The sequence below is a fragment of the Methylobacterium mesophilicum SR1.6/6 genome, assembly GCF_000364445.2.
GTDB lineage: Bacteria > Pseudomonadota > Alphaproteobacteria > Rhizobiales > Beijerinckiaceae > Methylobacterium > Methylobacterium mesophilicum_A.
Genome location: NZ_CP043538.1, coordinates 1,472,363 through 1,494,505, shown reverse-complemented (window position 1 = coordinate 1,494,505; position 22,143 = coordinate 1,472,363). Strand labels below are relative to the sequence as shown.

General features: G+C 70.5%; 16 protein-coding genes and 1 pseudogene. 8 read left to right on the top strand and 9 right to left on the bottom strand.

Annotation, left to right across the window (positions count from 1 at the left end):
- The first annotated feature begins 83 nt into the window (after positions 1-83).
- The 3 genes from MMSR116_RS06925 to MMSR116_RS06915 are packed head-to-tail and all read left to right on the top strand — an operon-like array spanning position 84 to position 5,001.
- The gene (locus tag MMSR116_RS06925) at positions 84-923 is read left to right on the top strand and encodes an FAD binding domain-containing protein (protein ID WP_010683441.1); all 840 of its coding nucleotides are present in this window, start codon (positions 84-86) and stop codon (positions 921-923) included.
- Complete coding sequence (locus tag MMSR116_RS06920) at positions 920-3,655, top strand: molybdopterin-dependent oxidoreductase (protein WP_010683440.1); 2,736 nt, start codon at positions 920-922, stop codon at positions 3,653-3,655. Before MMSR116_RS06925 ends, MMSR116_RS06920 begins: the two co-directional genes overlap by 4 nt.
- Positions 3,652-5,001: an NCS2 family permease gene (locus MMSR116_RS06915; RefSeq protein ID WP_010683439.1), complete on the top strand. Its 1,350-nt coding sequence runs from the start codon at positions 3,652-3,654 to the stop codon at positions 4,999-5,001. The genes MMSR116_RS06920 and MMSR116_RS06915 overlap by 4 nt, the downstream gene beginning before the upstream one ends.
- 34 nt (positions 5,002-5,035) lie before the next feature.
- Here the strand turns inward: MMSR116_RS06915 and MMSR116_RS06910 are convergent.
- The 6 genes and pseudogenes from MMSR116_RS06910 to MMSR116_RS06885 form a co-directional block, all read right to left on the bottom strand.
- Positions 5,036-7,754 (bottom strand): annotated as a pseudogene (locus MMSR116_RS06910) (ATP-binding protein).
- Positions 7,755-7,965: 211 nt separating this feature from the next.
- On the bottom strand, positions 7,966-8,571 hold the full coding sequence (locus MMSR116_RS06905; RefSeq protein WP_010683437.1) for a K(+)-transporting ATPase subunit C: 606 nt from the start codon (positions 8,569-8,571) through the stop codon (positions 7,966-7,968).
- 22 nt (positions 8,572-8,593) lie between these two features.
- Positions 8,594-10,684, bottom strand: coding sequence for a potassium-transporting ATPase subunit KdpB (gene kdpB / locus MMSR116_RS06900; protein ID WP_010683436.1), 2,091 nt, complete (start codon positions 10,682-10,684; stop codon positions 8,594-8,596).
- Positions 10,685-10,823: 139 nt separating this feature from the next.
- Complete coding sequence (locus MMSR116_RS06895; RefSeq protein WP_010683435.1) at positions 10,824-11,012, bottom strand: hypothetical protein; 189 nt, start codon at positions 11,010-11,012, stop codon at positions 10,824-10,826.
- Between the two features lies 1 nt (position 11,013).
- On the bottom strand, positions 11,014-12,729 hold the full coding sequence (gene kdpA, locus MMSR116_RS06890) for a potassium-transporting ATPase subunit KdpA (protein WP_010683434.1): 1,716 nt from the start codon (positions 12,727-12,729) through the stop codon (positions 11,014-11,016).
- 21 nt (positions 12,730-12,750) lie between these two features.
- Entirely contained in the window at positions 12,751-12,840 is a 90-nt protein-coding gene (locus MMSR116_RS06885; RefSeq protein WP_020091582.1) for a K(+)-transporting ATPase subunit F, read from the bottom strand.
- Positions 12,841-13,252: 412 nt separating this feature from the next.
- Here MMSR116_RS06885 and MMSR116_RS31760 point away from each other — a divergent pair, with 412 nt between their 5' ends.
- Positions 13,253-14,020 (top strand): septal ring lytic transglycosylase RlpA family protein, encoded by a 768-nt coding sequence (locus MMSR116_RS31760; protein WP_010683433.1) that lies wholly within the window; start codon positions 13,253-13,255, stop codon positions 14,018-14,020.
- A 421-nt stretch (positions 14,021-14,441) separates the two neighbouring features.
- Here the strand turns inward: MMSR116_RS31760 and MMSR116_RS06875 are convergent, their stop codons facing one another.
- The 3 genes from MMSR116_RS06875 to MMSR116_RS06865 all read right to left on the bottom strand — a co-directional run bounded on the left by MMSR116_RS06875 (position 14,442) and on the right by MMSR116_RS06865 (position 16,984).
- Entirely contained in the window at positions 14,442-15,491 is a 1,050-nt protein-coding gene (locus tag MMSR116_RS06875) for an ABC transporter substrate-binding protein (RefSeq protein WP_010683432.1), read from the bottom strand.
- Positions 15,492-15,641: 150 nt separating this feature from the next.
- The gene (locus MMSR116_RS06870) at positions 15,642-16,148 is read right to left on the bottom strand and encodes an ureidoglycolate lyase (protein WP_010683431.1); all 507 of its coding nucleotides are present in this window, start codon (positions 16,146-16,148) and stop codon (positions 15,642-15,644) included.
- Entirely contained in the window at positions 16,145-16,984 is an 840-nt protein-coding gene (locus MMSR116_RS06865) for a bifunctional allantoicase/(S)-ureidoglycine aminohydrolase (RefSeq protein ID WP_158168544.1), read from the bottom strand. The genes MMSR116_RS06870 and MMSR116_RS06865 overlap by 4 nt, the downstream gene beginning before the upstream one ends.
- A gap of 106 nt (positions 16,985-17,090) precedes the next feature.
- On the opposite strand from MMSR116_RS06865, the gene MMSR116_RS06860 reads away from it, so the two are divergent.
- From MMSR116_RS06860 to MMSR116_RS06845, 4 genes are all read left to right on the top strand, one after another.
- Positions 17,091-17,993 (top strand): LysR family transcriptional regulator, encoded by a 903-nt coding sequence (locus MMSR116_RS06860; RefSeq protein WP_039892858.1) that lies wholly within the window; start codon positions 17,091-17,093, stop codon positions 17,991-17,993.
- A 411-nt stretch (positions 17,994-18,404) separates the two neighbouring features.
- The gene (puuE, locus tag MMSR116_RS06855) at positions 18,405-19,568 is read left to right on the top strand and encodes an allantoinase PuuE (RefSeq protein WP_010683428.1); all 1,164 of its coding nucleotides are present in this window, start codon (positions 18,405-18,407) and stop codon (positions 19,566-19,568) included.
- Positions 19,569-19,742: 174 nt separating this feature from the next.
- Complete coding sequence (locus MMSR116_RS06850) at positions 19,743-21,242, top strand: NCS1 family nucleobase:cation symporter-1 (protein WP_010683427.1); 1,500 nt, start codon at positions 19,743-19,745, stop codon at positions 21,240-21,242.
- Between the two features lie 74 nt (positions 21,243-21,316).
- On the top strand, positions 21,317-22,054 hold the full coding sequence (locus MMSR116_RS06845; protein ID WP_010683426.1) for an aspartate/glutamate racemase family protein: 738 nt from the start codon (positions 21,317-21,319) through the stop codon (positions 22,052-22,054).
- The last annotated feature ends 89 nt before the right edge of the window (positions 22,055-22,143 follow it).

The following is a 22,143-nucleotide window of genomic DNA, read 5'->3' as shown; positions in this document are numbered from 1 at the left end:
GGGTGGAGGCTTGACCGCAGCCACCCGCCGTCAAGCATAGTGCGCGGCCGAGACGGGCCGATTCCGGGCCGGTGAGGGAGGCCATGGATCTCAACACCGTCGAGACCGTCATCCGTCCGCGCAGCCGGGGCGAGTTGCCGCCTTGGCAGGAGGGGGATGCCTGCCTCGCGGGCGGGACATGGCTCTTTTCCGAGCCCCAGCCGGCGACGCGGCGCCTCTTGGATCTCGCGAGCCTCGGCTGGCCCCCGCACACGATCGACGCGGACGGCCTGACCCTCGCGGCGACCTGCACGATCGCACAGCTCGACCGGCTGGAACTCCCGCCGGCCTGGATCGCCGCGCCATTGGTGGGACAGTGCTGCCGGGGTTTGCTCGGATCCTTCAAGATCTGGAACACCGCGACCGTGGGCGGCAATCTCTGCCTCGCCCTTCCGGCCGGGCCGCTGATCGCCCTCGCCACAGCCCTGGACGCGACCTGCACGGTCTGGTCCCCGGATGGCGGCGAGCGGGGCTTGGCCACCACGGCGTTCGTCCTCGGGCCGCGGCGCACGGCGCTGCAGCCCGGAGAGATCCTGCGGAGCGTGTCGATCCCGGCGGCAGCCCTCGCGCGCCGGACCGCGTTCCGGCGGATCAGCCTCAGCCCGAACGGTCGCTCGGGCGCGCTTTTGATCGGGACCCGGGACGCGGACGGCGCCTTCTCGCTCACCGTGACGGCCTCGGTGCGGCGCCCGCTGAAGCTCGCCTTCGCGGGACTGCCGGAGCGCGCGGCGCTCGTGGAAGCCATCGACGACACCATCCCGGACGGCCTTTACTACGATGATGTTCATGGTCAGCCCGATTGGCGTCGCCACGTGACCCGACACCTCGCCGGGGAGATCCGCGACGCGTTGCAGGATGCGCCGTCCGAGGGTGCAGGCTCATGAGGCTCACGATCAACGGCCATAACCACGACGGGGCGCCCCGCGCCGGGCAGTGCCTGCGGACGTACCTGCGCGAAGCCGGCTGGTTCGGCGTGAAGAAGGGCTGCGACGCGGGCGATTGCGGCGCCTGCACGGTCCACCTCGACGGCGAACCGGTGCACAGCTGCCTGATCCCGGCCTTCCGCGCCGAGGGACGGGGCGTGACCACCGTCGAGGGCCTCGCCGGCCCGTGTCACGCTGGAGATGCCGAGCCTTCGTCACTCCACCCGGTGCAGGCAGCCTTCCTGGCTGCGCAGGGCTTCCAGTGCGGCTTCTGCACGGCCGGCATGCTCATGACGGCCGCCGCGCTCGATCAGGGCCAGAGGCGGGATCTCGGCACCGCCCTGAAGGGCAACCTCTGCCGCTGCACCGGCTATCGCGCCGTCCGGGACGCGATCGCCAGCATCGCGGCACCGGATCGGTGGCGCGGCTCGGGCGACCCGGTGGGGCAGAACCTGCCGGCACCGGCAGCCCCCGCGGTGGTGTCCGGGCGAGCCCGGTTCACTTTCGATGCCGCCTTCGGGGAGGCCTTGCATCTCAAGGTTCTGCGCTCGCCCCACGCCCATGCCCGGGTCGCGGCGATCGACACGGCGGCGGCCCGGGCGATCCCCGGAGTCGTCGCGGTGCTCACCCACGCGGACGCGCCGGAGCGCCGGTTCTCCACCGCCCGCCATCAGGATCCCCGCGACGACGCGGCCGACACCCGAGTCCTGGATCCGGTCCTGCGCTTCGCTGGGCAGCGGGTCGCCGCGGTCGTGGCGGAGACCGAAGCGGCCGCGGAGGCGGGCTGCCGGGCCCTGCGCGTGACCTACGAGCTTCGTCCGGCTCTCCTCGATCCCGCACGAGCGCTCCTGCCCGACGCGCCCCGCGTGCACGATCCCCTCGACCGCCCGGGAGAGGAGGTGCCACCTGGCGCGACCCATCCGAACCTCGCCGCCGAAGTGCAGGGCGAGGTCGGCGACGTGGAAGCCGGCTTCGCCGAGGCCGACTTCGTGTACGCGCAGACCTTCGCGTCGCAGCGCGTCCAGCACGCGGCCCTCGAAACGCATGGCTGCGTCGGCTGGCGCGATCCCGACGGGCGCCTGACCCTGCGCACGAGCAGCCAGGTCCCGTTCCTGACCCGGGATGCCCTGTGCGACCTGTTCGGTCTGGAGCGCGATGCGGTGCGGGTCGTCTGCGGCCGGATCGGCGGGGGCTTCGGCGGCAAGCAGGAGATGCTCACCGAGGATCTCGTGGCCCTGGCGGTGCTTCGAACCGGCCGCCCGGTGCGCTGGGAATTGACCCGGCAGGAGCAGTTCACCGCGACGCCGACGCGCCACCCGATGCAAGTCGGCGTGAAGGTCGGCGCCCGCCGTGACGGGACGTTGACGGCACTCAGCCTGGACGTCCTGTCCGATACGGGCGCCTACGGCAACCACGCCGGCGGCGTGCTCCATCACGGCTGCAACGAGGTGCTCGCCGCCTATGTCTGCCCCAACAAGCGGGTCTCGGGCCGCGCGGTCTACACCAACACACTCCCGGCCGGTGCCTTCCGGGGTTACGGCCTGAGCCAGACGATCTTCGCGCTGGAATCGGCCCTCGACGAGGTCGCGCGCGGGCTCGGGCTCGATCCCTTCGCCCTGCGCCGGATCAACGCCGTCAAGCCGGGCGACCCGCTGGTCGCGCACAGCCTGGCCCCGCACGACGTGACGTTCGGAAGCTACGGGCTCGACCAGTGCCTGACCCTGGTGGAGGAGAGGCTCCGGGCCGACCCTGGCCCGGACCCCGAGCCCGGCTGGCGCGCCGGCACCGGCATGGCCATGGCGATGATCGACACGATCCCGCCGCGCGGCCACCACGCGGAGGCGCGGGCGAGCCTCGATGCGGACGGAGGCTTCACCCTCCACGTGGGCACCGCCGAGTTCGGCAACGGCACCAGCACGGTGCACCGCCAGATCGCGGCCTCCGTACTCAAGATCGCCCCCGAACGCGTGCGGATCGCCGGTGCGGATACCGACGCGGTCGGCCACGATACGGGCGCCTACGGCAGCACCGGCATCGTCGTCGCGGGCCTCGCGACGCTGCGCGCGGCCGAGGCGCTGGCGGACCGATTGCGGGCGCGGGCATCGGAGATGGCGGGCACGACGCCCGACGCCTGCCGCGTTGTCGCATCCGCCGTCGAGACGCCGAACGGCCCGGTTCCGCTCGCCGCCCTCGCCCCCCTGGACGCCTCCGGCCGGTCCGACGGCTCTCCGCGCTCGGTGGCCTTCAATGTCCAGGCGTTCCGGGTGGCGGTCCATCCGGTGAGCGGCGTCGTCCGCATCCTCAAGAGCATCCACGCCGCCGATGCCGGGCGGGTGATCAACCCGATGCAGTGCCGCGGCCAGGTCGAGGGCGGAGTGGCGCAGGCGATCGGCGCCGCGCTCTACGAGGATCTCCGCATCGGTCCGGACGGGCAGGTGCTCACGCAGGCCTTCCGCGACTACCACATCCCGGCCTGCGTCGACGTGCCGGACACGGATGTCTTCTTCGCGAACACCTACGACAGCGTCGGGCCGCTCGGCGCGAAATCCATGAGCGAATCGCCCTTCAACCCCGTCGCCGCCGCCCTCGGCAACGCGATCCGCGACGCCACCGGCGCCCGGCTCACCGCCACGCCCTTCGCCCCGGACCGGATCTACAAAGCCGTCGCCGCCGGGCAGGGCGCGGTCCCGTGACGGACGGAACGCGCGACCCTGCGACCCCGCCGTCGCGCCGGGCCGGCCTGCTGGAGCGCACCTTCCGGCTCGCCGAGCACGGCACGAGCGTGCGCACCGAGGTCCTCGCCGGGCTGACGACCTTCCTGACGATGGCCTACATCGTGTTCGTCAACCCGAGCATCCTCGCGGAGGCGGGCATGCCCCGCGGCGCGGTGTTCGTGGCGACCTGCCTCGTGGCGGCGCTCGGCTCGCTGATCATGGGGCTCTACGCCAACTACCCGATCGCCCTGGCGCCCGGGATGGGGCTCAACGCCTACTTCACCTACGTGATCGTCCAGGGGCTGGGGTTCACGTGGCAGGCCGCCCTGGGAGCGGTGTTCATCTCCGGCCTGTGCTTCCTCGCCGTCACCCTGACCGGTCTGCGCGCGCTGATCGTCGACGGCATCCCGCGCTCGATGCGGATCGCCATCACGGTGGGCATCGGCCTGTTCCTGGCGATCATCGCGCTGAAGAATGCCGGCGTCGTCGCGGCGAGCCCGGCCACCTTCGTCACGCTGGGCGACCTGCACAAGCCGGAGACCGTGCTGGCGGTGATCGGCTTCCTCATCGTCGCGGTCCTGTCGGCCCGAAAGGTCCGGGCCGCGCTGCTCACCAGCATCCTGACGGTCACCGCGCTGAGCTTCGTCTTCGCGGGCAACACCTTCCAGGGTGTCGTCGCCCTGCCGCCGTCGCTGGCGCCGACGTTCCTCGCCCTCGACGTTTCGGGCGCTCTGTCGGCCGGCCTGATGAACGTGATCCTGGTGCTGTTCCTGGTCGAGCTGTTCGACGCGACCGGCACGCTGATGGGGGTGGCGAGCCGCGCCGGGCTCCTCACCGACGACCGGCTGCCCCGGCTCAACCGGGCGCTGATGGCCGATTCCGCGGCGGTCTTCGCGGGCTCGCTGCTCGGCACGTCGAGCACCACCGCCTATCTCGAGAGTGCTTCCGGCGTGGAGCAGGGCGGCCGCACCGGCCTCACCGCCGCCACCGTGGCGGCGCTGTTCGTGGCCTGCCTGTTCTTCGCGCCGCTGGCCGCCGCAGTCCCGGCCTACGCCACGGCGCCGGCCCTGTTCTACGTCGCCTGCCTGATGCTCCGCGAACTGGTGGCCCTCGACTGGGACGACCTCACCGAGGCGATCCCGGCATGCGTCACCGCGCTGCTCATGCCGTTCACCTACTCCATCGCCACCGGCGTCTCCCTGGGCTTCATCATCTACGCGGTGCTGAAGCTGCTGACGGGCCGCGCCCGGGAGGTGAAGCCGGTGGTCTGGGTGATCGCAGTCGTGTTCCTGTACAAGCTCGTGGAGACCGGGGGCGCCCACTGACGGGGCGACCGCCGGCAGCCCGCACGAACCGGCATCAGGCGGCGATGTCCCTGGCGGCGCTCCGGCCCGGGACCGGCAGGGCGATGGTGAAGCAGGGCCCCGCCGCGGTCCCGGCGGTTGCGGGCGGTGATGGTGCCGCCCATCGCCTCGACGAACCCGCGGGAGATGGCGAGGCCGAGGCCCGTGCCCGCCCGCACCCGGTCGCCCTTCTGGGCGCGGTAGAATTTGTCGAAGATCCGTTCGAGATCGGCCTCGGCCAGGCCGCCGCCCTCATCGAGCACCCGGATGCGGACCTGCGCGCCGTCGCGCTCCGCCCGTACGGTCACGGTCGAGCCTTCGGGCGCATATTTGGCCGCGTTGTCGAGGAGATTGACCAGCACCTGCTCGAACAGGACCGGATCGAGGGCGAGCGGCGGCAGGTCCGGCGCGACCTCGACCGCAACCCGGTGCGCGGCGAGGACCTTCTGGGTCCGGCGCAGGGCCGTATCGACCGTCTCGGCGACGTCCTGCGGCGACAGGTTCGGCGCGACCGCGCCCGCCTCCAGGCGGGTCATGTCGAGGAGGTTGGCGATGAACCGGTTGAGCCGCTCCGCCTCCCCGATGATGGTGCCCAGAAGCTCCGCCTTCGCGTCGGGCGCCAGGGCCGCTTCGAGGTCGCGCAGCGTGCTCGCCGCGCCCAGGACCGAGGCCAGCGGCGTCCGGAGATCGTGGCTGATGGAGGTGAGCAGCGCTTGGCGCAGCCGGTCGGTCTCGGCGGCGCGCTCGGCCCTGTCGAGATCCTCGACGAGCCGCACCCGCTCGATCGCCAGCGCCCCCATGTCGGCCAGGGCGTCGAGTAGGCGCCGCCCCTCCGGAGTCAGGATCGGGCCCGTCCCGTCCGCGTCGAGGCCGATCACGCCGATCGTGCCGCGTCCCGTGCGCATCGGCAGGAACAGGCGCTTGGCGCCCGGCAGCGTGTCGGCGCCGCGACCGGCCGGCCGGTCGTTGTCGAACGCCCACTGGGCCGCCGCCACGTCGGCCTCGTCGAGCCTGTCCTCCGGGGGATAGCCGGCCATGACCGTGACGATCCCGGCCTCGGGGAGCAGGAGCACCACGCGGACCTTCAGCATCGCGGCCACCTGCGCGCTCGTGGCCCAGAGCACGTCGTCGAGGGTCCCGCAGGCGGCGAGCTTGCGGGAGAAGCCGAACAGACGCTCCGTGGCGCGGGCGCGGCCCTGGCTGACCACAGCGACCCGCCGGGCCCGGGAGGCGAGGTTCGAGACCAGCACGGCCACCAGCGTGAACAGCAGGAAGGCGGCGACGTTGGTCGGGTCGGCGATCGTGAAGGTGTAGACCGGCGGCAGGAAGAAGAAGTTGTAGGCGAGCGAGGCCGCCACCACCGAGACCAGGGCCGGTCCCAGCCCCCAGCGCACCGCCACCGCCACGACGGCGGTCAGGAGGAACAGGTCGGCATTCTCCACGCCGGCGTAGGGCTGCGCCAGGATGGCGCTCCCGAGCCCGGCCGCGATCGCCGCCAGGGCGCCGAGATAGGGGCGCGGGTGGAACCCGGAGCGTGGCGCCGCCATCGTGATCACGCGGCGCGGCTGCTTTTCCGCAGGCGCCGCCTCGCCCGGGACCACGTGCACGCTGATGTTTCCGCTGTCGCGCAGCAGGTCGTGGACCACCGAGCCGTGGAGCAGCTCGAACAGCCAGGAGCGGCTCGCCTTGCCCACCACGATGTGGTTGACGTTGGCCGAGCGGGCATAGGCCAGCGCGTCATCGGCGATCCGGCGGCCGCCCGGCAGGGTGACGGCGTCGCCGCCCAGCCGGTCGGCCAGCCGCAGCGCCTCGGCGATCCGGTCGCGCTCCGCCTCGCTCAGGGACGCCGCCCGGGCGCCTTCGATGGAGAGGGCCGTCCAGGGGGCGTGCAGGCGGTCGGCAAGCCGCTTGGTGTAGCGGACGAGGCCAGCCGTGCGCGGGTCCTCGTTCACGCAGACGAGCACGCGCTCACCCGCAGCCCAGGGGCCGGGGATCGCGTTGGCCCGCATATGGCCGAGCAGCTCGTCGTCGACCCGATCGGCCGTGCGGCGGAGCGCCAGCTCGCGGAGCGCCGTCAGGTTGCCGCGCGAGAAGTAGTGCTTCAGGGCGCGCTCGGCGTTGGTCGGGACGTAGACCTTCCCGTCCTTGAGCCGCTGGATCAGGTCGTCGGGGTTGAGGTCCACGACCTCAATGTCGTCGGCCCGGTCGAGGACACCGTCCGGCACCGTCTCGCGCACCCGGATGCGGGTGATCGCGGCGACCACGTCGTTCAGGCTCTCGACGTGCTGGATGTTGAGGGTCGTCAGGACGTCAATGCCGGCATCAAGCAGCTCCTCGACGTCCTGGTAGCGTTTCGGATGGCGGGAGCCGGGCGCGTTGGTGTGGGCGAGCTCGTCGACCAGCGCCAGGGCCGGGCGGCGGGCGAGCAGCGCGTCGAGGTCCATCTCCTGCAGGACGGTGCCGTGATACGGCACCGCGCGGCGGGGGATCGTCTCGAAGCCGTCGAGCAGGGCTTCGGTCTCGGCCCGCCCGTGCGTCTCGACGACCCCGACCACCACGTCGGTTCCGGCGTTCAGCCGGGCGCGCCCGATGGTCAACATCTCGTAGGTCTTGCCGACCCCCGGCGCCGCGCCGAGGAAGACCTTGAGCCGGCCGCGCGTCCGCTCCTCGCGGCGCGCCGCTTCGAGGAGCGCGTCGGGGGAGGGGCGGTTCGGGTCGCGGCCGGATTCAGGCATGATCGGCATCTTAGCAAAACGCTGCGGAAGTCTCGGCCCCGCGCGACTTTGCGAGCGGAGCGAAGCAACCCAGGGCAGCGCGACCTCGACGAACGTGGCACCGCTGGATTGCTTCGCTCCGCTCGCAAAGACGGGGCGGCTCCTGCTGCAGCCTGTTCCTTGTTCCGGCTGCCGCTTCTCGATCGTCTCCTGCGGTCAGGGTCCGGCACCCTCAGCGGCGTGCAAGATCGTCCAGTGCGAGGTTCAGCGCCAGGACATTGACGCGCGGCTCCCCGAGGAGGCCCAGCGTCCGCCCCTCGGTGCGGGAGGTCACGAGCGCGCGCAGCGTCTCTTCCGGAATCCCGCGGGCCTTGGCCACCCGGGGCACCTGGAAGTCGGCGGCCTCCGGCGAGATGTCCGGGTCGAGGCCGGAGCCGCTGGTGGTGACGAGATCGACCGGCACCGGCGCCCCGGCGTTCTCGGCCTTCAGGGCGTCGAGGTCGCCCTTGACCCGTTCGGCCAGCGCCGCGCTCGTGGGCCCGAGGTTCGAGCCCGAGGAATTCGCCGCGTTGTAGGGTGCCGGCACGGTCTTGGAGGCGTCCGCGGGGTCGGCCGCGGTGGTCGCAGAGGGCCGTCCGTGGAAGTAGCCGGCGCCGACGAAGTTCTGCCCGATGAGGCTGGAGCCGACGATATGGCCGTCGCGCTCGATCAGGCTGCCGGAAGCCTTGGCGGGGAAGATCACGCCGGCGAGACCCGTCATGGCGAGGGGATAGGCGAGGCCGGTGATCACCGTGAGCGCGGTGAGAAGGACCAGGGCGGGGCGAAGCTGTCTGAGCATGGGAGGTCTCCGGGCGGCCGGTTCAGGCGAGGTGGAGGGCGCTGACGGCGAGGTCGATCGCCTTGATGCCGAGGAAGGGCACGAGGACGCCGCCGAGGCCGTAGATCAGCAGGTTCCGGCGCAGCAGCGCGGCCGCGCCGACGGCGCGGTAGGTGACGCCGCGGAGCGCCAGCGGGATCAGCGCCACGATGATCAGCGCGTTGAAGATGATCGCCGACAGGATCGCGCTCTGCGGCGAGGCGAGATGCATGACGTTGAGGGCCTGGAGCTGCGGGTAGAGCCCCAGGAACATCGCCGGGATGATGGCGAAGTACTTGGCCACGTCGTTGGCGATCGAGAAGGTCGTCAGCGCGCCGCGGGTCATCAGCAGCTGCTTGCCGATACCGACGATCTCGATGAGCTTGGTCGGGTCGCTGTCGAGATCGACCATGTTGCCGGCCTCGCGGGCCGCCACCGTGCCGGTGTTCATGGCGACGCCGACATCGGCCTGCGCCAGCGCCGGGGCGTCGTTGGTGCCGTCGCCGCACATGGCGACCAGCTTGCCCTGCGCCTGCTCCTTGCGGATCAGCGCGAGCTTGTCCTCCGGGGTGGCCTGGGCGAGGAAATCGTCCACCCCCGCCTCGGCCGCGATGGCGGCGGCGGTCATCGGGTTGTCGCCCGTGATCATCACGGTGCGGATGCCCATCTGGCGCAGCTCCGAGAAGCGCTCGCGGATGCCGCCCTTCACGATGTCCTTGAGATAGACGACGCCGAGCAGCTGCCCGTCCCGGGCCACGGCCAGCGGCGTGCCGCCGGCCTTGGCGATCGCCTCGGCGATGGAGCGGATCTCGCTCGCCGCGCCGGATTCGGCCTCCGGACGGAAGGCCAGGGCGGCGCTGGAGCTTCGGGTCGCCATGGGCTGCGCCGATACGGAGGCGATGACCGAATCCACCGCGCCCTTGCGGATGGACGACCCGTCCAGATCGACGCCGGACATGCGGGACTGGGCTGTGAACGGCACGAACGTGGCGTTGCGCCCGGCCATGTCGCGGGCGCGCAAACCGTACTTCTCCTTGGCGAGCACCACGATCGAGCGGCCCTCCGGCGTCTCGTCCGCCAGGGAAGCGAGCTGCGCGGCGTCGGCGAGCTCCTGCTCGGTCACGCCCGGGACCGGGCGGAACTCGGTGGCCTGCCGATTGCCGAGGGTGATCGTGCCGGTCTTGTCGAGGAGCAGCGTGTCGACGTCGCCCGCCGCCTCGACGGCCCGGCCCGACATGGCGAGCACGTTGAACCGCACCAGCCGGTCCATGCCGGCGATGCCGATGGCCGAGAGCAGGGCGCCGATGGTCGTCGGGATCAGCGTCACGAACAGCGCGACCAGCACGATCACGGGGATCGAACCGCCCGCGTAGCTGGCGAAGCTCGGGATCGACGCCACCGCGAAGACGAACACGAGGGTCAATCCGGCGAGCAGGATGTTGAGGGCGATCTCGTTCGGCGTCTTCTGCCGGGAGGCGCCCTCGACCAGGGCGATCATGCGGTCGACGAAGGTCGAGCCGGCGGCCGCGATGATGCGGACCTTGATCTCATCCGAGAGCACCTGCGTGCCGCCGGTCACCGCGGAGCGGTCGCCGCCGGATTCGCGGATCACCGGGGCCGATTCGCCGGTGATGGCCGCCTCGTTGACCGACGCGACCCCCTCGATCACCTCGCCGTCCGAGGGGATCAGGTCGCCGGCCTCCACGAGGACGACGTCGCCGACCTTGAGGCTCGTGCCCGGCACGGTCTCGTAGGCGCGGCCCTGGCCGGTGAGGCGCTTGGCGGTCATCTCGGTGCGGGTGCGGCGCAGGCTGTCGGCCTGGGCCTTGCCGCGCCCCTCCGCGAGCGCCTCGGCGAAGTTGGCGAAGATCAGCGTGAACCACAGCCACAGGATGATCTGGCCGGAGAAGGCGAGATCGCTGCCTCCCGTGACGAGGTCCCGGGCGAACAGCACGGTGGTGAGGGCGGCCACCACCTCGACCACGAACATCACCGGGTTGCGGATCATGGCGCGGGGGTCGAGTTTTCTGACGGAGCCGACGAGGGCCGGCCCGATCAGGGCGGCGCTGAAGAGGGAAGAGGTCTGACGAGACATGGGCGATGTCCGGACGGGAGATTGAAGGAGGGCCCGCCGTCTTTGCGAGCGGAGCGAAGCAATCCAGGGCAGCGCTGCGTTCGGAGACGCCGGGCCTCGCTGGGTCGCTTCGCCGCGTAAGCGATGACGGCGGAGAAGCTCAGCCTGCAGCGCCGACGGTCAGCGCGTAGGCCGCCAGCAGGGCGAAGCCCGCGAGCATCACGACGCCGACGAGGGCCAGCACGAGGTCGGAGGTCCGCACCGGCTGCGTACGGTTCCGCCGGGACGGTTGCCGGTGCAGCACGAGGTGGTGGCGCGGCAGGCGTCGGGAGGGGAGGGCGCGCGGCATCTCAGCCCCCGGCCGCGAAAGTCTGGCCGGCCGCACCCGCGAGGTGCTCGACCACGGGGCCGAGCGCCAGGGACGGGAAGAAGGTCAGGCCGCCGATGATCAGGATCACGCCGACCAGCAGCCCGACGAACAGGCCGCCATGGGTCGGGAGCGTGCCCGCCGAGGCCGGGACGGTCTTCTTGGCCGCTAGCGACCCCGCGATGGCCAGGACCGGGATCTTCACGAAGAACCGCCCGACCAGCATGCCGATGGCCAGCGTGCTGTTGTAGAACAGCGTGTTCGCCGTGAGCCCGCCGAAGGCCGAGCCGTTGTTGGCCGCCGCCGACGTGTAGGCGTACAGGATCTCGGTGAAGCCGTGCGGGCCGGCATTGGCGGGGCCTGCGAGCCCGGCGGGCAGCACCGTGGCCAGCGCCGTGAAGCCCAGCATCATCAGGGGCAGGCAGAGGATGCCCAGCATGGCCATCTTCACCTCCTTCGCCTCGATCTTCTTGCCGAGGTATTCGGGGGTGCGGCCGACCATTAGTCCCGCCACGAAGATCGCGACGATCACGAAGATCAGCATCCCGTAGAGGCCGGCGCCGACGCCGCCGATGACGATCTCGCCGAGCTGCATGTTGAGGAGCGGGATCAGCCCGCCCAAAGCCGTGAACGAGTCGTGCATGGCGTTGACGGCACCGCAGGAGGCCGCGGTGGTGATCACCGCGAACAGCGCCGAGGCCGCGATGCCGAAGCGGGTCTCCTTGCCCTCCATGTTGCCGCCAGTCAGCCCGAGGCCGTTCAGGACGGCGCTGCCGTTGGCCTCGGCCCAGTAGGTGACGGCGACGCCCGCCAGGAACAGGACGCCCATGGCGCCGAGGATCGCCCAGCCCTGGCGCTCGTCGCCGACCATGCGGCCGAAGACGTTGGTCAGCGCGGCGCCGATCACGAAGATCGAGACCATCTGGACGAAGTTCGACAGGGCGGTGGGATTCTCGAACGGGTGCGCGGCATTGGCGTTGAAGAAGCCGCCGCCGTTGGTGCCGAGCATCTTGATCGCGACCTGGCTGGCCACGGGCCCCAGCGCGATGGTCTGCTTGGCGCCCTCCAGCGTGGTGGCATCCGCGGAGGCGCCCAGCGTCTGCGGCATGCCCTGCCAGACCAGGAACAGCGTGTAGGGGATGCAGATCGGCAGCAGCACGTAGAGGGTCGCCCGGGTCACATCGACCCAGAACGAACCGATCGTGCCGGTGGAGGCGCGGGCGAACCCGCGGATCAGCGCCACCGCCACCGCGATGCCGGTGGCCGCCGACAGGAAGTTCTGGTGCGTCAGCCCCAGCATCTGGGACAGGTATGACAGCGTGGTCTCGCCGCCGTACGACTGCCAGTTGGTGTTGGTGATGAAGCTGGTCGAGGTGTTGAACGCGAGGTCCGGCGCCACAGCGGTCTGGTCGGCCGGGTTGAGCGGCAGCACCGCCTGCAGGCGCAGGAGCGCGTAGAGCACCGCGAAGCCCAGCACGTGGAACAGGATGACCGCGCCCGTGTAGGCGAGCCAGTGCTGCTCCTGGCGGGCATCGATGCCCGACACGCGGTAGAGCCCGCGCTCGACGGGGCCGAGGACGGGCGAGAGGAGGGTGCGCTCTCCGGTGAAGACGCGGGTCATGTACGACCCGAGGGGCTTCACGAGCGCCAGAACGACCGCGCAGTAGAGCGCGATCTGGATCCAGCCGTTGAGGGTCATGGGGGAGATCCTGCGGGCCGCTCAGAACCGCTCGGGGCGGACGAGGGCATAGGTGAGGTAGACGAGGAGGCCGGCGGTCACGCAGGCGCCGAGGGCGAGGTCGAGGGTCATGACAGCCCCTCAGAGCCGGTCGCAGGCGGCGGCGTATCCGGCCGCGGCGGCGAAGAAGGCGAGCCCCCCGGCGAGGAAGACGAGGTCGAGCATGGTGGTCGTGTCCGGTTCGGCGACCGGCCGCGGAGGCTCCGCGGCCGGTCCTGGCCAGCCGGGACAGTGGCCCCGAACCGCGTTAGGGTTCGAGACGGGGCCAGGGGTGCCCGTATAAGGGCCGCATAAAGGTCGTCGGGACGCCGGACCGCGGGGCCGCCGACGCGCGCGAGTCTCGGCGATCAAGCTCGGGCAAGCTTGACCATTGGAACGGCTCCCTATTCCACAGGTCAGTATTTCGCTTTAATCAATCTTCCGGAACATATTAACGGAATATGATTTACGTCGCTGTGGAAACGACAGACGACGGGTGAGAGCTATGACGCGCCTGAGCGGCCAAAACAGGTTCGGGCGTGCCGGCGGCTGGTTGTTAGCCTCGATCGTTTCGCTCGGCGGATGCCCGGCCCTGGCCGGTGACGCGTCCTTCGATCGCGGCCAGGGGGCCGGATCGCCGACGAGCCCGCTCAGACGGGAAGCGCCGGTCTTCTCCTATCGGCAGTTCACGTCACGCCTGCCGGCGCTCCCCGAGATCGATGGCGAAGCCGAGACCGGAGACCACGGGCCGATCGCCTTGCCCGACCTGCCGGCCCAACCGACGGCCTCCCGCGGATGGGCGGGTGCCATGGGTCGCTTCGGCCACGGGCTCGACGCGGTGTCGGCGCAGGAGAGCCTGTCCCGCGTGCTCGCCGAGAGTGCAGAGCATCAGGCAGAGGAGCCGGGCACGACAGCCACGATCGCCGAGCGTGACGCGCCGCAGGGCTCAGACAGCGAGCGTCAGGATCGGCAGCCGCGGACGGCGCTGCTCGGGTCGGGGCGGGCGAGCTGGTACAAGCATTCCGGGCGGACGGCCAGCGGTACGGTGTACAACCCCAACGCGCTGACAGCCGCGCACCACACCTTGCCGTTCGGCACGAAGGTGAAGGTCGTCAACAAGCGGAACGGGCGCGCCGTGGTCGTCGAGATCACCGACCGCACCAACGAGCGGACCAAGGCGAAGCGCAACTACGCGATCGACCTGTCGCGGGCCAGCGCCCGGGAGCTCGGTATCGAGGGGATCGGACAGGTGGCGCTCTACCGGGTCGAGTGATCGTCGGCCCACCCCCATGCGGTTTCGTCGAAGGCTTCGGTCTGTGCAGCCCGCTCCGTCCTCTCGCGCGTTGCGAAGCGGTTGAGGGTTGCGCGACCCTTGTCGGCGTGGCGCCGACGGGGTTGTTCCGCTGCGCTCCCGAGGACGGCGCAGACCGGACTGACCGGAAACGGTTCAAGCCCGTTGGCTTCGGCTCCTCCGCTCCTCGCCCTCACCTCGAGGTGCGGCGTCAGTCGGCGTCTCGGAGGTATCCGCTGCGCTGTGACACCGCACGACACAAGGCTTCATCCGGATCCACGTCCCGCAGAGCGCGGCGGGCTCGATCCTGGATGGTCGAATGGGTTCCCGATCAGACCGTCAGCGAAGTCGCGCGTTCCCGCGCATCGGGACTGACCGGGACCGGAGGATGCGCCCGGCGCAATCAGCTCCCGGGCAGATCGTGAACCTCTTCGAAGAAGAACTCCTTCCAGCTCGTCGGCTTCTGCTTGATGTAGCCGGCGCGGGAGAAGAACTGGGCTGCCGGAAGCAGGTTCTGCGGGGCTGCGGAGAAGACCATACCGGGGCGTGCGATGAGCGCGGTGAGCGCGTCCGCCGAGATGCTCTCCTTGTTGACCTCGAGGTAGATGCCCGCCGCCGCCGGCTTGTCCTTCTCGATGAGGGCGATGGCTTCCTTGATGGCCCCGACGAAGGCCGCGATGATCTTCGGATTGGCGTCGTGGAACGTCGTCGTGCTGTAGACGCAGCCGTTCGTCAGGGGGCCACCCATCACCGCGACGGAATCGAGGACCTCGTGGACGTCCGGCATGGCCAGCTCCTGGTCCTGGTAGGGCGGCTGCGAGAAGTGCGCCGTGACGCCGTTGTTCTTGTTCTGAAGCGCGATCATCGCGTCGGGATGTCCCATCCCGACGGTCATCGCGTTGAACTTCTCGAGGGCACCGGCCCCGAACTGCTTCTCGACGGCGATGCCCAGCACCACGGGCTGCGTCCCGACCCGGATCGTCGGGACCGCGATCCGGTCGTTCGGCCCGAAATCGGCCAGCGTCTTCACGTTCGGGTTGTTGGTGACGAGCTTCATCGGCAGGGCGCCGGTTGCCACCACGCCCTTCACCCGTCCGCTCGTCTTGCCCCACATGATCAGCATGTTGGGGCCGCCGCTGATCACCATGTCGACGCCGCCCGACAGCAAAGCGTCGTTGCTGGCGCCGCCGTTGGTCAGTCGGGTCCACGTCACCCGCAGGTTCTCGATCCCTGCGGCCTTGGCGTGCTTCTCCACCAGACCGAGCTTCTCGGCGATGACGGCGGGCAGATAGGACAGGCCCGGCTGCTTCGCGATGCGCAGCTCGCTCGCCTCGGCGCGCGCCGGACCGGACCCGATCAGCGGCGAACCGAGGGCCGCCGCCGCGAGACCGTGGCGGAGAACCGTTCGCCGGGTCGCGCTGCCGCACTGTGTCGTGAAACTGCCGGAACGCATGAGCCCCTCGTCCGCGATGGATCGCTCCGGCCGGTCACTCCGGCCGAGGCGCGCGGCGACGCTACTTCAAGAATGCGTTACCGGGTAGCCGGTATTGGTATTCCAACGAAGCGTCTGAGCAGGCGCCCGCTTTTCATCCCGCGCCAAGGCCTAGCCTGCCTCGGGCAGCATCACCGTCCAGGCCTCGTCGAAGAGGTGCTCCTGCAGGTTCTCCCCGGCGCCGCCGCGGTCCACCACGACGAAGTCTTGGGCTTGCCCGAAGGGCGTGAGCACCCCGTGCCAGGTTCCCGGCGCGTAGCACACGCCCTGCCAGGGCTCCGTGACGAAGGCCTGCGGGCGACCGGGGCGACCGCCCTCGTCGGGGCATGTCACCACGAGGAAAGGGGCCGCGCTGAGCGGGATGAACGCCTGGCTGCCGAGGGGGTGGCGCTCGACGAGCCGGAACGTCAGGGGCAGGGGATACGGCTCAGCCTCGACGAGGCCGACGACGACCCTGCCGTCATCGCCGGTGACCCGAACCGTCGCGAGATCGTGGTAGCGCCGGGCCATGCCGGCGTTCATCGGGCGCGGTTCGGTGGCGGCCTTGTCGATCACCGTGCCGAAGGGAGCGAAGGACTCGGCCGTCAGAGGACGCGCCGTGAGGGCCCGCGGGCTCATCGCGCGCCCGTCCGGGGCCGGAGGGCCGCGTGGCGGTTGACGTCCTTGTAGAGGAGGTAGCGGAAGGGTCCCGGTCCGCCGGCGTAGCAGGCCTGGGGGCAGAAGGCGCGCAGCCACATGTAGTCGCCGGCCTCGACCTCGACCCAGTCGCGGTTGAGCCGGTAGACCGCCTTGCCCTCCAGCACGAACAGCCCGTGCTCCATGACGTGGGTCTCCTCGAACGGGATCGAGGCGCCCGGACGCAGCGTCACGATGTTGACGTGCATGTCGTGGCGCACGTCGTCGGCGGCGACGAAGCGGGTGGTGGCCCAGGCCCCGTCCGTACCGGGCATCGCCGCGGGCGTGACGTCGGCTTCGTGGGCGAGGAACGACGGGGGCCCGTCGAGGCCGGGCACGCGCTCGTAGGCCTTGCGGATCCAGTGGACGCGGGCGGGCTCGCCGCCGTCGTTGCGCAGGCTCCAGGCCGCCCCGGGGGCGAGGTAGGCGTAGCTGCCGGGCCGCAGGGCGTGCGCGCGCCCGTCGAGGACGAGCCGCAGCTGGCCGCCGACCACGAAGAGCACGCCCTCGGCCTCGGGATCCGGCTCGGGCTGCTCGCTGCCGCCGCCGGGGGCGATCTCCATCAGGGCCTGCGCGAAGGTCTCCGAGAAGCCCGAGAGCGGCCGGGACAGCATCCAGGTCCGCGTGCCGGTCCAGAACGGCAGGACGCTGGTGACGATGTCGCTCATCACGCCCTTCGGGATGACCGCGTAGGCCTCGGTGAACACGGCCCGGCCGGTCATCAGGGCGGTCTGCGGCGGAAGGCCCCCGCAGACCGGGTTGTAGGACGAATGCGTCATGATGGTTTCCCGCCGGGATCCGATCCGCCGAGCATCGAAGGCCTTGGTCTAGACGTCAAATACCTTTTGTGTTGCCATTCATTCGAATTCCGTATGGTTGGGATGCATGGAACTCCGTCACCTCCGATACTTCGCAGCGGTGGCCGAACATCTCAGCTTCACTGCGGCCGCAGCGAGCCTCGGCGTATCGCAGCCGCCGCTCAGCCAGCAGATCCGCGACCTCGAGATCGAGATCGGCGTGAACCTGTTCGAGCGATCGAGCCGGCGCGTGGCCCTGACCGCGGCCGGGGAGGACTTCCTGCGCAACGCCCGGGCGATCCTCGCCCAGGCCGCCGACTCGGTCGATCGGGCGCGCACCATCGGCACGGGGACGACCGGCATCCTGAACATCGGCATGACCAGTTCCGTGCTGGTCGGCCCGCTCGGTTTCCTGATCCGCTCCTTCGAACAGCGGTTCGAGGGGGTAGACGTGCGCATCCACGAGATGGCGCCGGCCGATCAGATCGCCGCCCTCAAGGCGCATCGCACGGACCTGAGCTTCCTCCGCAGCCCCCCGGAGGATCCCGACCTCGTCGCGCATCGGGCGTGGGAAGAGCGGCTGTGCGTGGCGCTGCCCGCGGGACACGAACTCGCAACCGGCCGGAGCGTCCCGATCGACATCTTCCGGACCGAGCGGCTGGTCTCGCTGCGCCTCGAAAGCTCCCGCTTCGCCGACGAGATCTATCAGGCCTGCGTGCTCAGGGGCTTTACGCCCGACATCGCCCAGCAGGTCCGGGAAGCCTCGTCGCTGGTGAGCTTGGTCGCGGCTGGCTTCGGTCTCGCCATCATCCCGGAATTCGTGGGCCGCGTGGGGCACCCGGACGTCACCGTCCTCCCGATCGACCCGCCCTTCCTCTCGGCGGACGTCTACGCCCTGCATCACGCCCGGAAGAACCCGGTCCTCAACAACTTCCTCGACATGATCCGGCGGGAGGCGCCCCGGCTGGCGGAACGCTTCCGCGCCGCCTGACGCGGCGTCCCACCCCCGGCCAGACGCACGAGGGCGTTCATCTCCGAGGCTTGCGGGACCTTCGCGTTACAAAGCTACTTCGTCATTCCGGGTCGCCGCAGGCGAGCCCGGACCCGAAGGGGCACGCCGGAGGCGGGCAATCCAGATCCACTGTCAGTGCGAGGCCTTGGCATGTCGGCGGCTCCGGATCCCGGGCTCTGCTGTGCGGCCCGGGATGACGGGGATGAAGCGATCGCGCGCTGAGGCTCGGGAACGGGAATGGGATATGCCGGCTCGTAGACGGGCGGACATTCAGATGTGCCGTCCTCCGAGCGTCCCAACCATTCGCACAACCTATCAATCCAGCCGAACAACATATTGGACAGAGGGAGACCGACACGTCTATCGATGGTCGGAACGAGGGATTTTCCCATGTTCGATCTCGATCAGGCCTATCCCCGCGACATGGTGGGCTACGGCCGGTCCCGGCCGGAACCGCGCTGGCCCGGCGGCAAGCGCGTGGCCGTCCAGTTCGTCGTCAACTACGAGGAGGGCGCCGAGAACTGCATCCTCCACGGGGATGCCGCTTCGGAAGCCTTCCTGTCCGAGATTGTGGGGGCGTCGCCCTGGCCCGGCCAGCGCCACGCCAACATGGAGTCGATCTACGAGTACGGCGCGCGGGCCGGCTTCTGGCGGCTCTGGCGCGCGTTCACGAGCCGGAATCTGCCCGTCACGGTCTTCGGCGTCGCCGCCGCCATGCGCCGGAACCCCGAGGCCGTGGCCGCCATGGTCGAGGCCCGTTGGGAGATCGCCAGCCACGGATTGCGCTGGATCGACTACCGCGACCACAGCCCGGAGGCCGAGCGGGCCGATATCGACGCGGCCGTCGCGCTCCAGACCGACCTGACCGGCAGCAGGCCGCTGGGCCTCTACCAGGGTCGGACGTCCACGAACACGCTCGCCATCGGCGCGGCCGAGGGCGGCTTCCTCTATCTCGCGGATTCCTACGCCGACGACCTGCCGTACTGGCTGATGATCGGCGGCCGCCAGCAGCTCGTGGTCCCCTACACCCTCGACGCCAACGACATGCGGTTCGCGACGGCGCAGGGCTTCAACAGCGGCGAGCAGTTCTTCAGCTACCTCAAGGACACCTTCGACGTCCTGTGCCGCGAGGGCGAGGCGGGGCAGGGCGGCATGATGTCGGTCGGGCTCCACTGCCGCCTGGTCGGACGGCCGGGCCGGATGGCGGCCCTGGAGCGGTTCCTCGATTACGTCCGCGATCATCCCGGCGCCTGGGTGACCACCCGGCTGGATATCGCCCGCCACTGGATCACGGCCCATCCGCCACAGGGCGGCTACCGCCCGAGCCGCATGGGGCCCGCGCTGTTCAGCGACGTCTTCGGTCCGGTCTGCACGCTCCTGGCCGGCGGCTCGCCCGACGATGGGGCCGCGATGGCCGCGAAGGTCCACGCGGGCGGCATCGGACCGGAGGCCGACCGGGCCGAGGACTTGGCGCGCCGTCTCTGCAAGACCGCGGGCGGCCGGGCCGACGGCCGGGTGATCCTGGACAGGCTGGAGAGGCTGATCGCCCGCTAGAGATGCGCAGTCGATCGCCGGCTCGCGGCAGTGATCCGGCGGACGACGTGCAGTAACTGTATTGCGTAAAGACTACGCCCGATCGGGCATACGTTTTGCGTGCCGAGCCGCAACTGGCCGGCATGACTACCGCAAAGCCCGGCAACAGGGCTGCGTCGAACTGGGAGAAGCGCGATGTACGCACATGTCGAGGCAGCGGGCCTGAGCACCGCCGTGTCGGACGAGCGGGAGAAGGTCGTCCTCAAGCCGAGCTACGATCCCGACCTCGTCAACGAGGATCTCGCCCCGCTGAAGAAGCAGACCTGGGGCACCTACAATATCTTCGCCTTCTGGATGTCGGATGTGCACAGCGTCGGCGGCTACGTCACCGCGGGCAGCCTGTTCTCCCTCGGTCTGGTGAGCTGGCAGGTGCTGGTCGCGCTGCTCGTCGGCATCGTCATCGTCCAGGTCTTCTGCAATCTCGTCGCCAAGCCGAGCCAGCAGACCGGCACGCCCTATCCGGTGATCTGCCGCGCCGCCTTCGGGGTCAAAGGCGCCAACATCCCGGCGATCATCCGCGGGCTGATCGCGGTCGCGTGGTACGGCATCCAGACCTACCTCGCCTCGGCGGCCCTCACGGTCGTCGCGCTGCGCTTCTTTCCCGAACTCGCCGTCTACGCCGACCTCAAGCAGTACGGCTTCGCCGGCCTGTCGGGCCTCGGCTGGGCCGCGTTCATGACGCTCTGGGTCCTGCAGGCGCTGGTCTTCTGGCGCGGCATGGAGGCGATCCGCGTGTTCATCGACTGGGCGGGACCGGCGGTCTACGTCGTGATGATCGCGCTGGCCGCCTACCTGGTCGCCAAGGCCGGCATCGGCCAGATCGGCCTGACCCTCGGCACCGTGAAGTATACGGGCTGGGACGCCCTGCCGGTGATGATCAACGCCGTGGCCCTCGTGGTCTCCTACTTCTCCGGCCCGATGCTGAACTTCGGCGACTTCTCGCGCTACGGTTCGAGCTTCGCGGCGGTGAAGCGGGGCAATTTCTGGGGCCTGCCGGTGAACTTCCTCGGCTTCTCGCTGCTCACGGTCATCACCGCCTCGGCCACCGTCCCGGTCTTCGGCCACCTGATCACCGATCCGGTGGAGACGGTCAGCCGCATCGACAGCACCTTCGCGGTGGTGCTCGGCGCCCTGACCTTCATGACCGCCACCATCGGGATCAACATCGTGGCGAACTTCGTCTCGCCCGCGTTCGACTTCTCCAACGTGTCCCCGAGGCGGATCTCCTGGCGGATGGGCGGGATGATCGCGGCGGTCGGCTCGATCTTCATCACGCCGTGGAACCTCTACAACAACCCGGCCGTGATCCACTACACGCTCGACGTCCTCGGCGCCTTCATCGGCCCGCTGTTCGGGATCCTGATCGCCGACTTCTACCTCGTGAAGAAGGAGCAGGTGGTCGTGGACGATCTCTACACGATGAATCCCGCGGGCACGTACTGGTACAAGAACGGGTACAACCTCGCGGCCGTGGCGGCCATCGTCCCCTCCGCGGCGATCCCGGCGCTCTGCGTGATCCTGCCCGGCCTGGACAGCGTGGCGAACTTCACGTGGTTCATCGGCTGCGGCCTCGGCTTCGGGATCTACGCCCTCATCATGCGCCGCCGGCCGGCGCCGGCGACGCGCCCCGCCTGAAGCGCACAACCGTCGCGGCGGCGCGGCTCGACCCGCGCCGCACGCCTCCGACTTCTCCAACCCGACGCGGCGCCATGCGCATCCTTCTGCTCAACCCGAACACCACCGCCTCGGTGACCGCCCTCGTGGCCCGGCGGGCCGAGGACGTGGCCGGCGCCGCGGCGACCTTCGTGCCGGTGACGGCACGCTTCGGCGCCGCCTACATCGCCAGCCGCACGGCCCTGGCCATCGCCGGTCACGCCGCCCTCGACGCCTTCGCGGAGCACGGGGCGGGCTGCGACGCGGTCTTCCTCGCCTGCTTCGGCGATCCCGGCCTGCTGGCCTTGCGAGAGATCGCGCCCGTTCCGGTCGTGGGGATGCTCGAGGCCTCGTGTCTCGAGGCCCAGAAGACGGCGTCGCGCTACGCCATCGTCACGGGCGGCGCCCTGTGGAAGCCGATGCTGGCCGAGGCGGTCGCGGGCTTAAGCCTCGGCGACGGCCTCGTGGCCATCCGGACGATCGAGCGAACCGGCGGGGAGATCGCCCGAGACCCACAGGCGGCCCTGGCGGAGCTCGCCGCCGCCTGCCGCGCCTGCGCCGAGCAGGATCGCGCGGAGGCGGTGATCCTGGGCGGGGCGGCGCTGGCTGGCCTGGCCGCGCGCCTGCAGCCGCAGGTCGGGGTGCCGATCCTCTGCTCGGTCGAGACCAGCGTGCAGGCCGTCGTCGCGGCAGCGCGCGCGCCGTATCGGCGGCCGCCGGCCATCGCCTTCGACACGGTCGGTCTCGGCCCGTCCCTCGCGGCGCTGCTCACGCCTGGGGATCGGACCGCTTGAAACAACCGATCGCACGGTCGCGCGCCTCGTCACTGGCGCCGTCGTCCCGGGTCGAACATGTCCGCCATCCGTCCCGTCACGCTTCCAGT

Bases quoted from the DNA above. Each gene is read 5' to 3' on its own strand.
- MMSR116_RS06925 (WP_010683441.1), top strand. From the start codon at position 84: ATGGATCTCAACACCGTCGAGACCGTCATCCGTCCGCGCAGCCGGGGC.
- MMSR116_RS06920 (WP_010683440.1), top strand. From the start codon at position 920: ATGAGGCTCACGATCAACGGCCATAACCACGACGGGGCGCCCCGCGCC.
- MMSR116_RS06905 (WP_010683437.1), bottom strand. From the start codon at position 8,571: ATGCTCAGACAGCTTCGCCCCGCCCTGGTCCTTCTCACCGCGCTCACG.
- kdpB (WP_010683436.1), bottom strand. From the start codon at position 10,684: ATGTCTCGTCAGACCTCTTCCCTCTTCAGCGCCGCCCTGATCGGGCCG.
- MMSR116_RS06895 (WP_010683435.1), bottom strand. From the start codon at position 11,012: ATGCCGCGCGCCCTCCCCTCCCGACGCCTGCCGCGCCACCACCTCGTG.
- kdpA (WP_010683434.1), bottom strand. From the start codon at position 12,729: ATGACCCTCAACGGCTGGATCCAGATCGCGCTCTACTGCGCGGTCGTT.
- MMSR116_RS06885 (WP_020091582.1), bottom strand. From the start codon at position 12,840: ATGACCCTCGACCTCGCCCTCGGCGCCTGCGTGACCGCCGGCCTCCTC.
- MMSR116_RS31760 (WP_010683433.1), top strand. From the start codon at position 13,253: ATGACGCGCCTGAGCGGCCAAAACAGGTTCGGGCGTGCCGGCGGCTGG.
- MMSR116_RS06875 (WP_010683432.1), bottom strand. From the start codon at position 15,491: ATGCGTTCCGGCAGTTTCACGACACAGTGCGGCAGCGCGACCCGGCGA.
- MMSR116_RS06870 (WP_010683431.1), bottom strand. From the start codon at position 16,148: ATGAGCCCGCGGGCCCTCACGGCGCGTCCTCTGACGGCCGAGTCCTTC.
- MMSR116_RS06865 (WP_158168544.1), bottom strand. From the start codon at position 16,984: ATGACGCATTCGTCCTACAACCCGGTCTGCGGGGGCCTTCCGCCGCAG.
- MMSR116_RS06860 (WP_039892858.1), top strand. From the start codon at position 17,091: ATGGAACTCCGTCACCTCCGATACTTCGCAGCGGTGGCCGAACATCTC.
- puuE (WP_010683428.1), top strand. From the start codon at position 18,405: ATGTTCGATCTCGATCAGGCCTATCCCCGCGACATGGTGGGCTACGGC.
- MMSR116_RS06850 (WP_010683427.1), top strand. From the start codon at position 19,743: ATGTACGCACATGTCGAGGCAGCGGGCCTGAGCACCGCCGTGTCGGAC.
- MMSR116_RS06845 (WP_010683426.1), top strand. From the start codon at position 21,317: ATGCGCATCCTTCTGCTCAACCCGAACACCACCGCCTCGGTGACCGCC.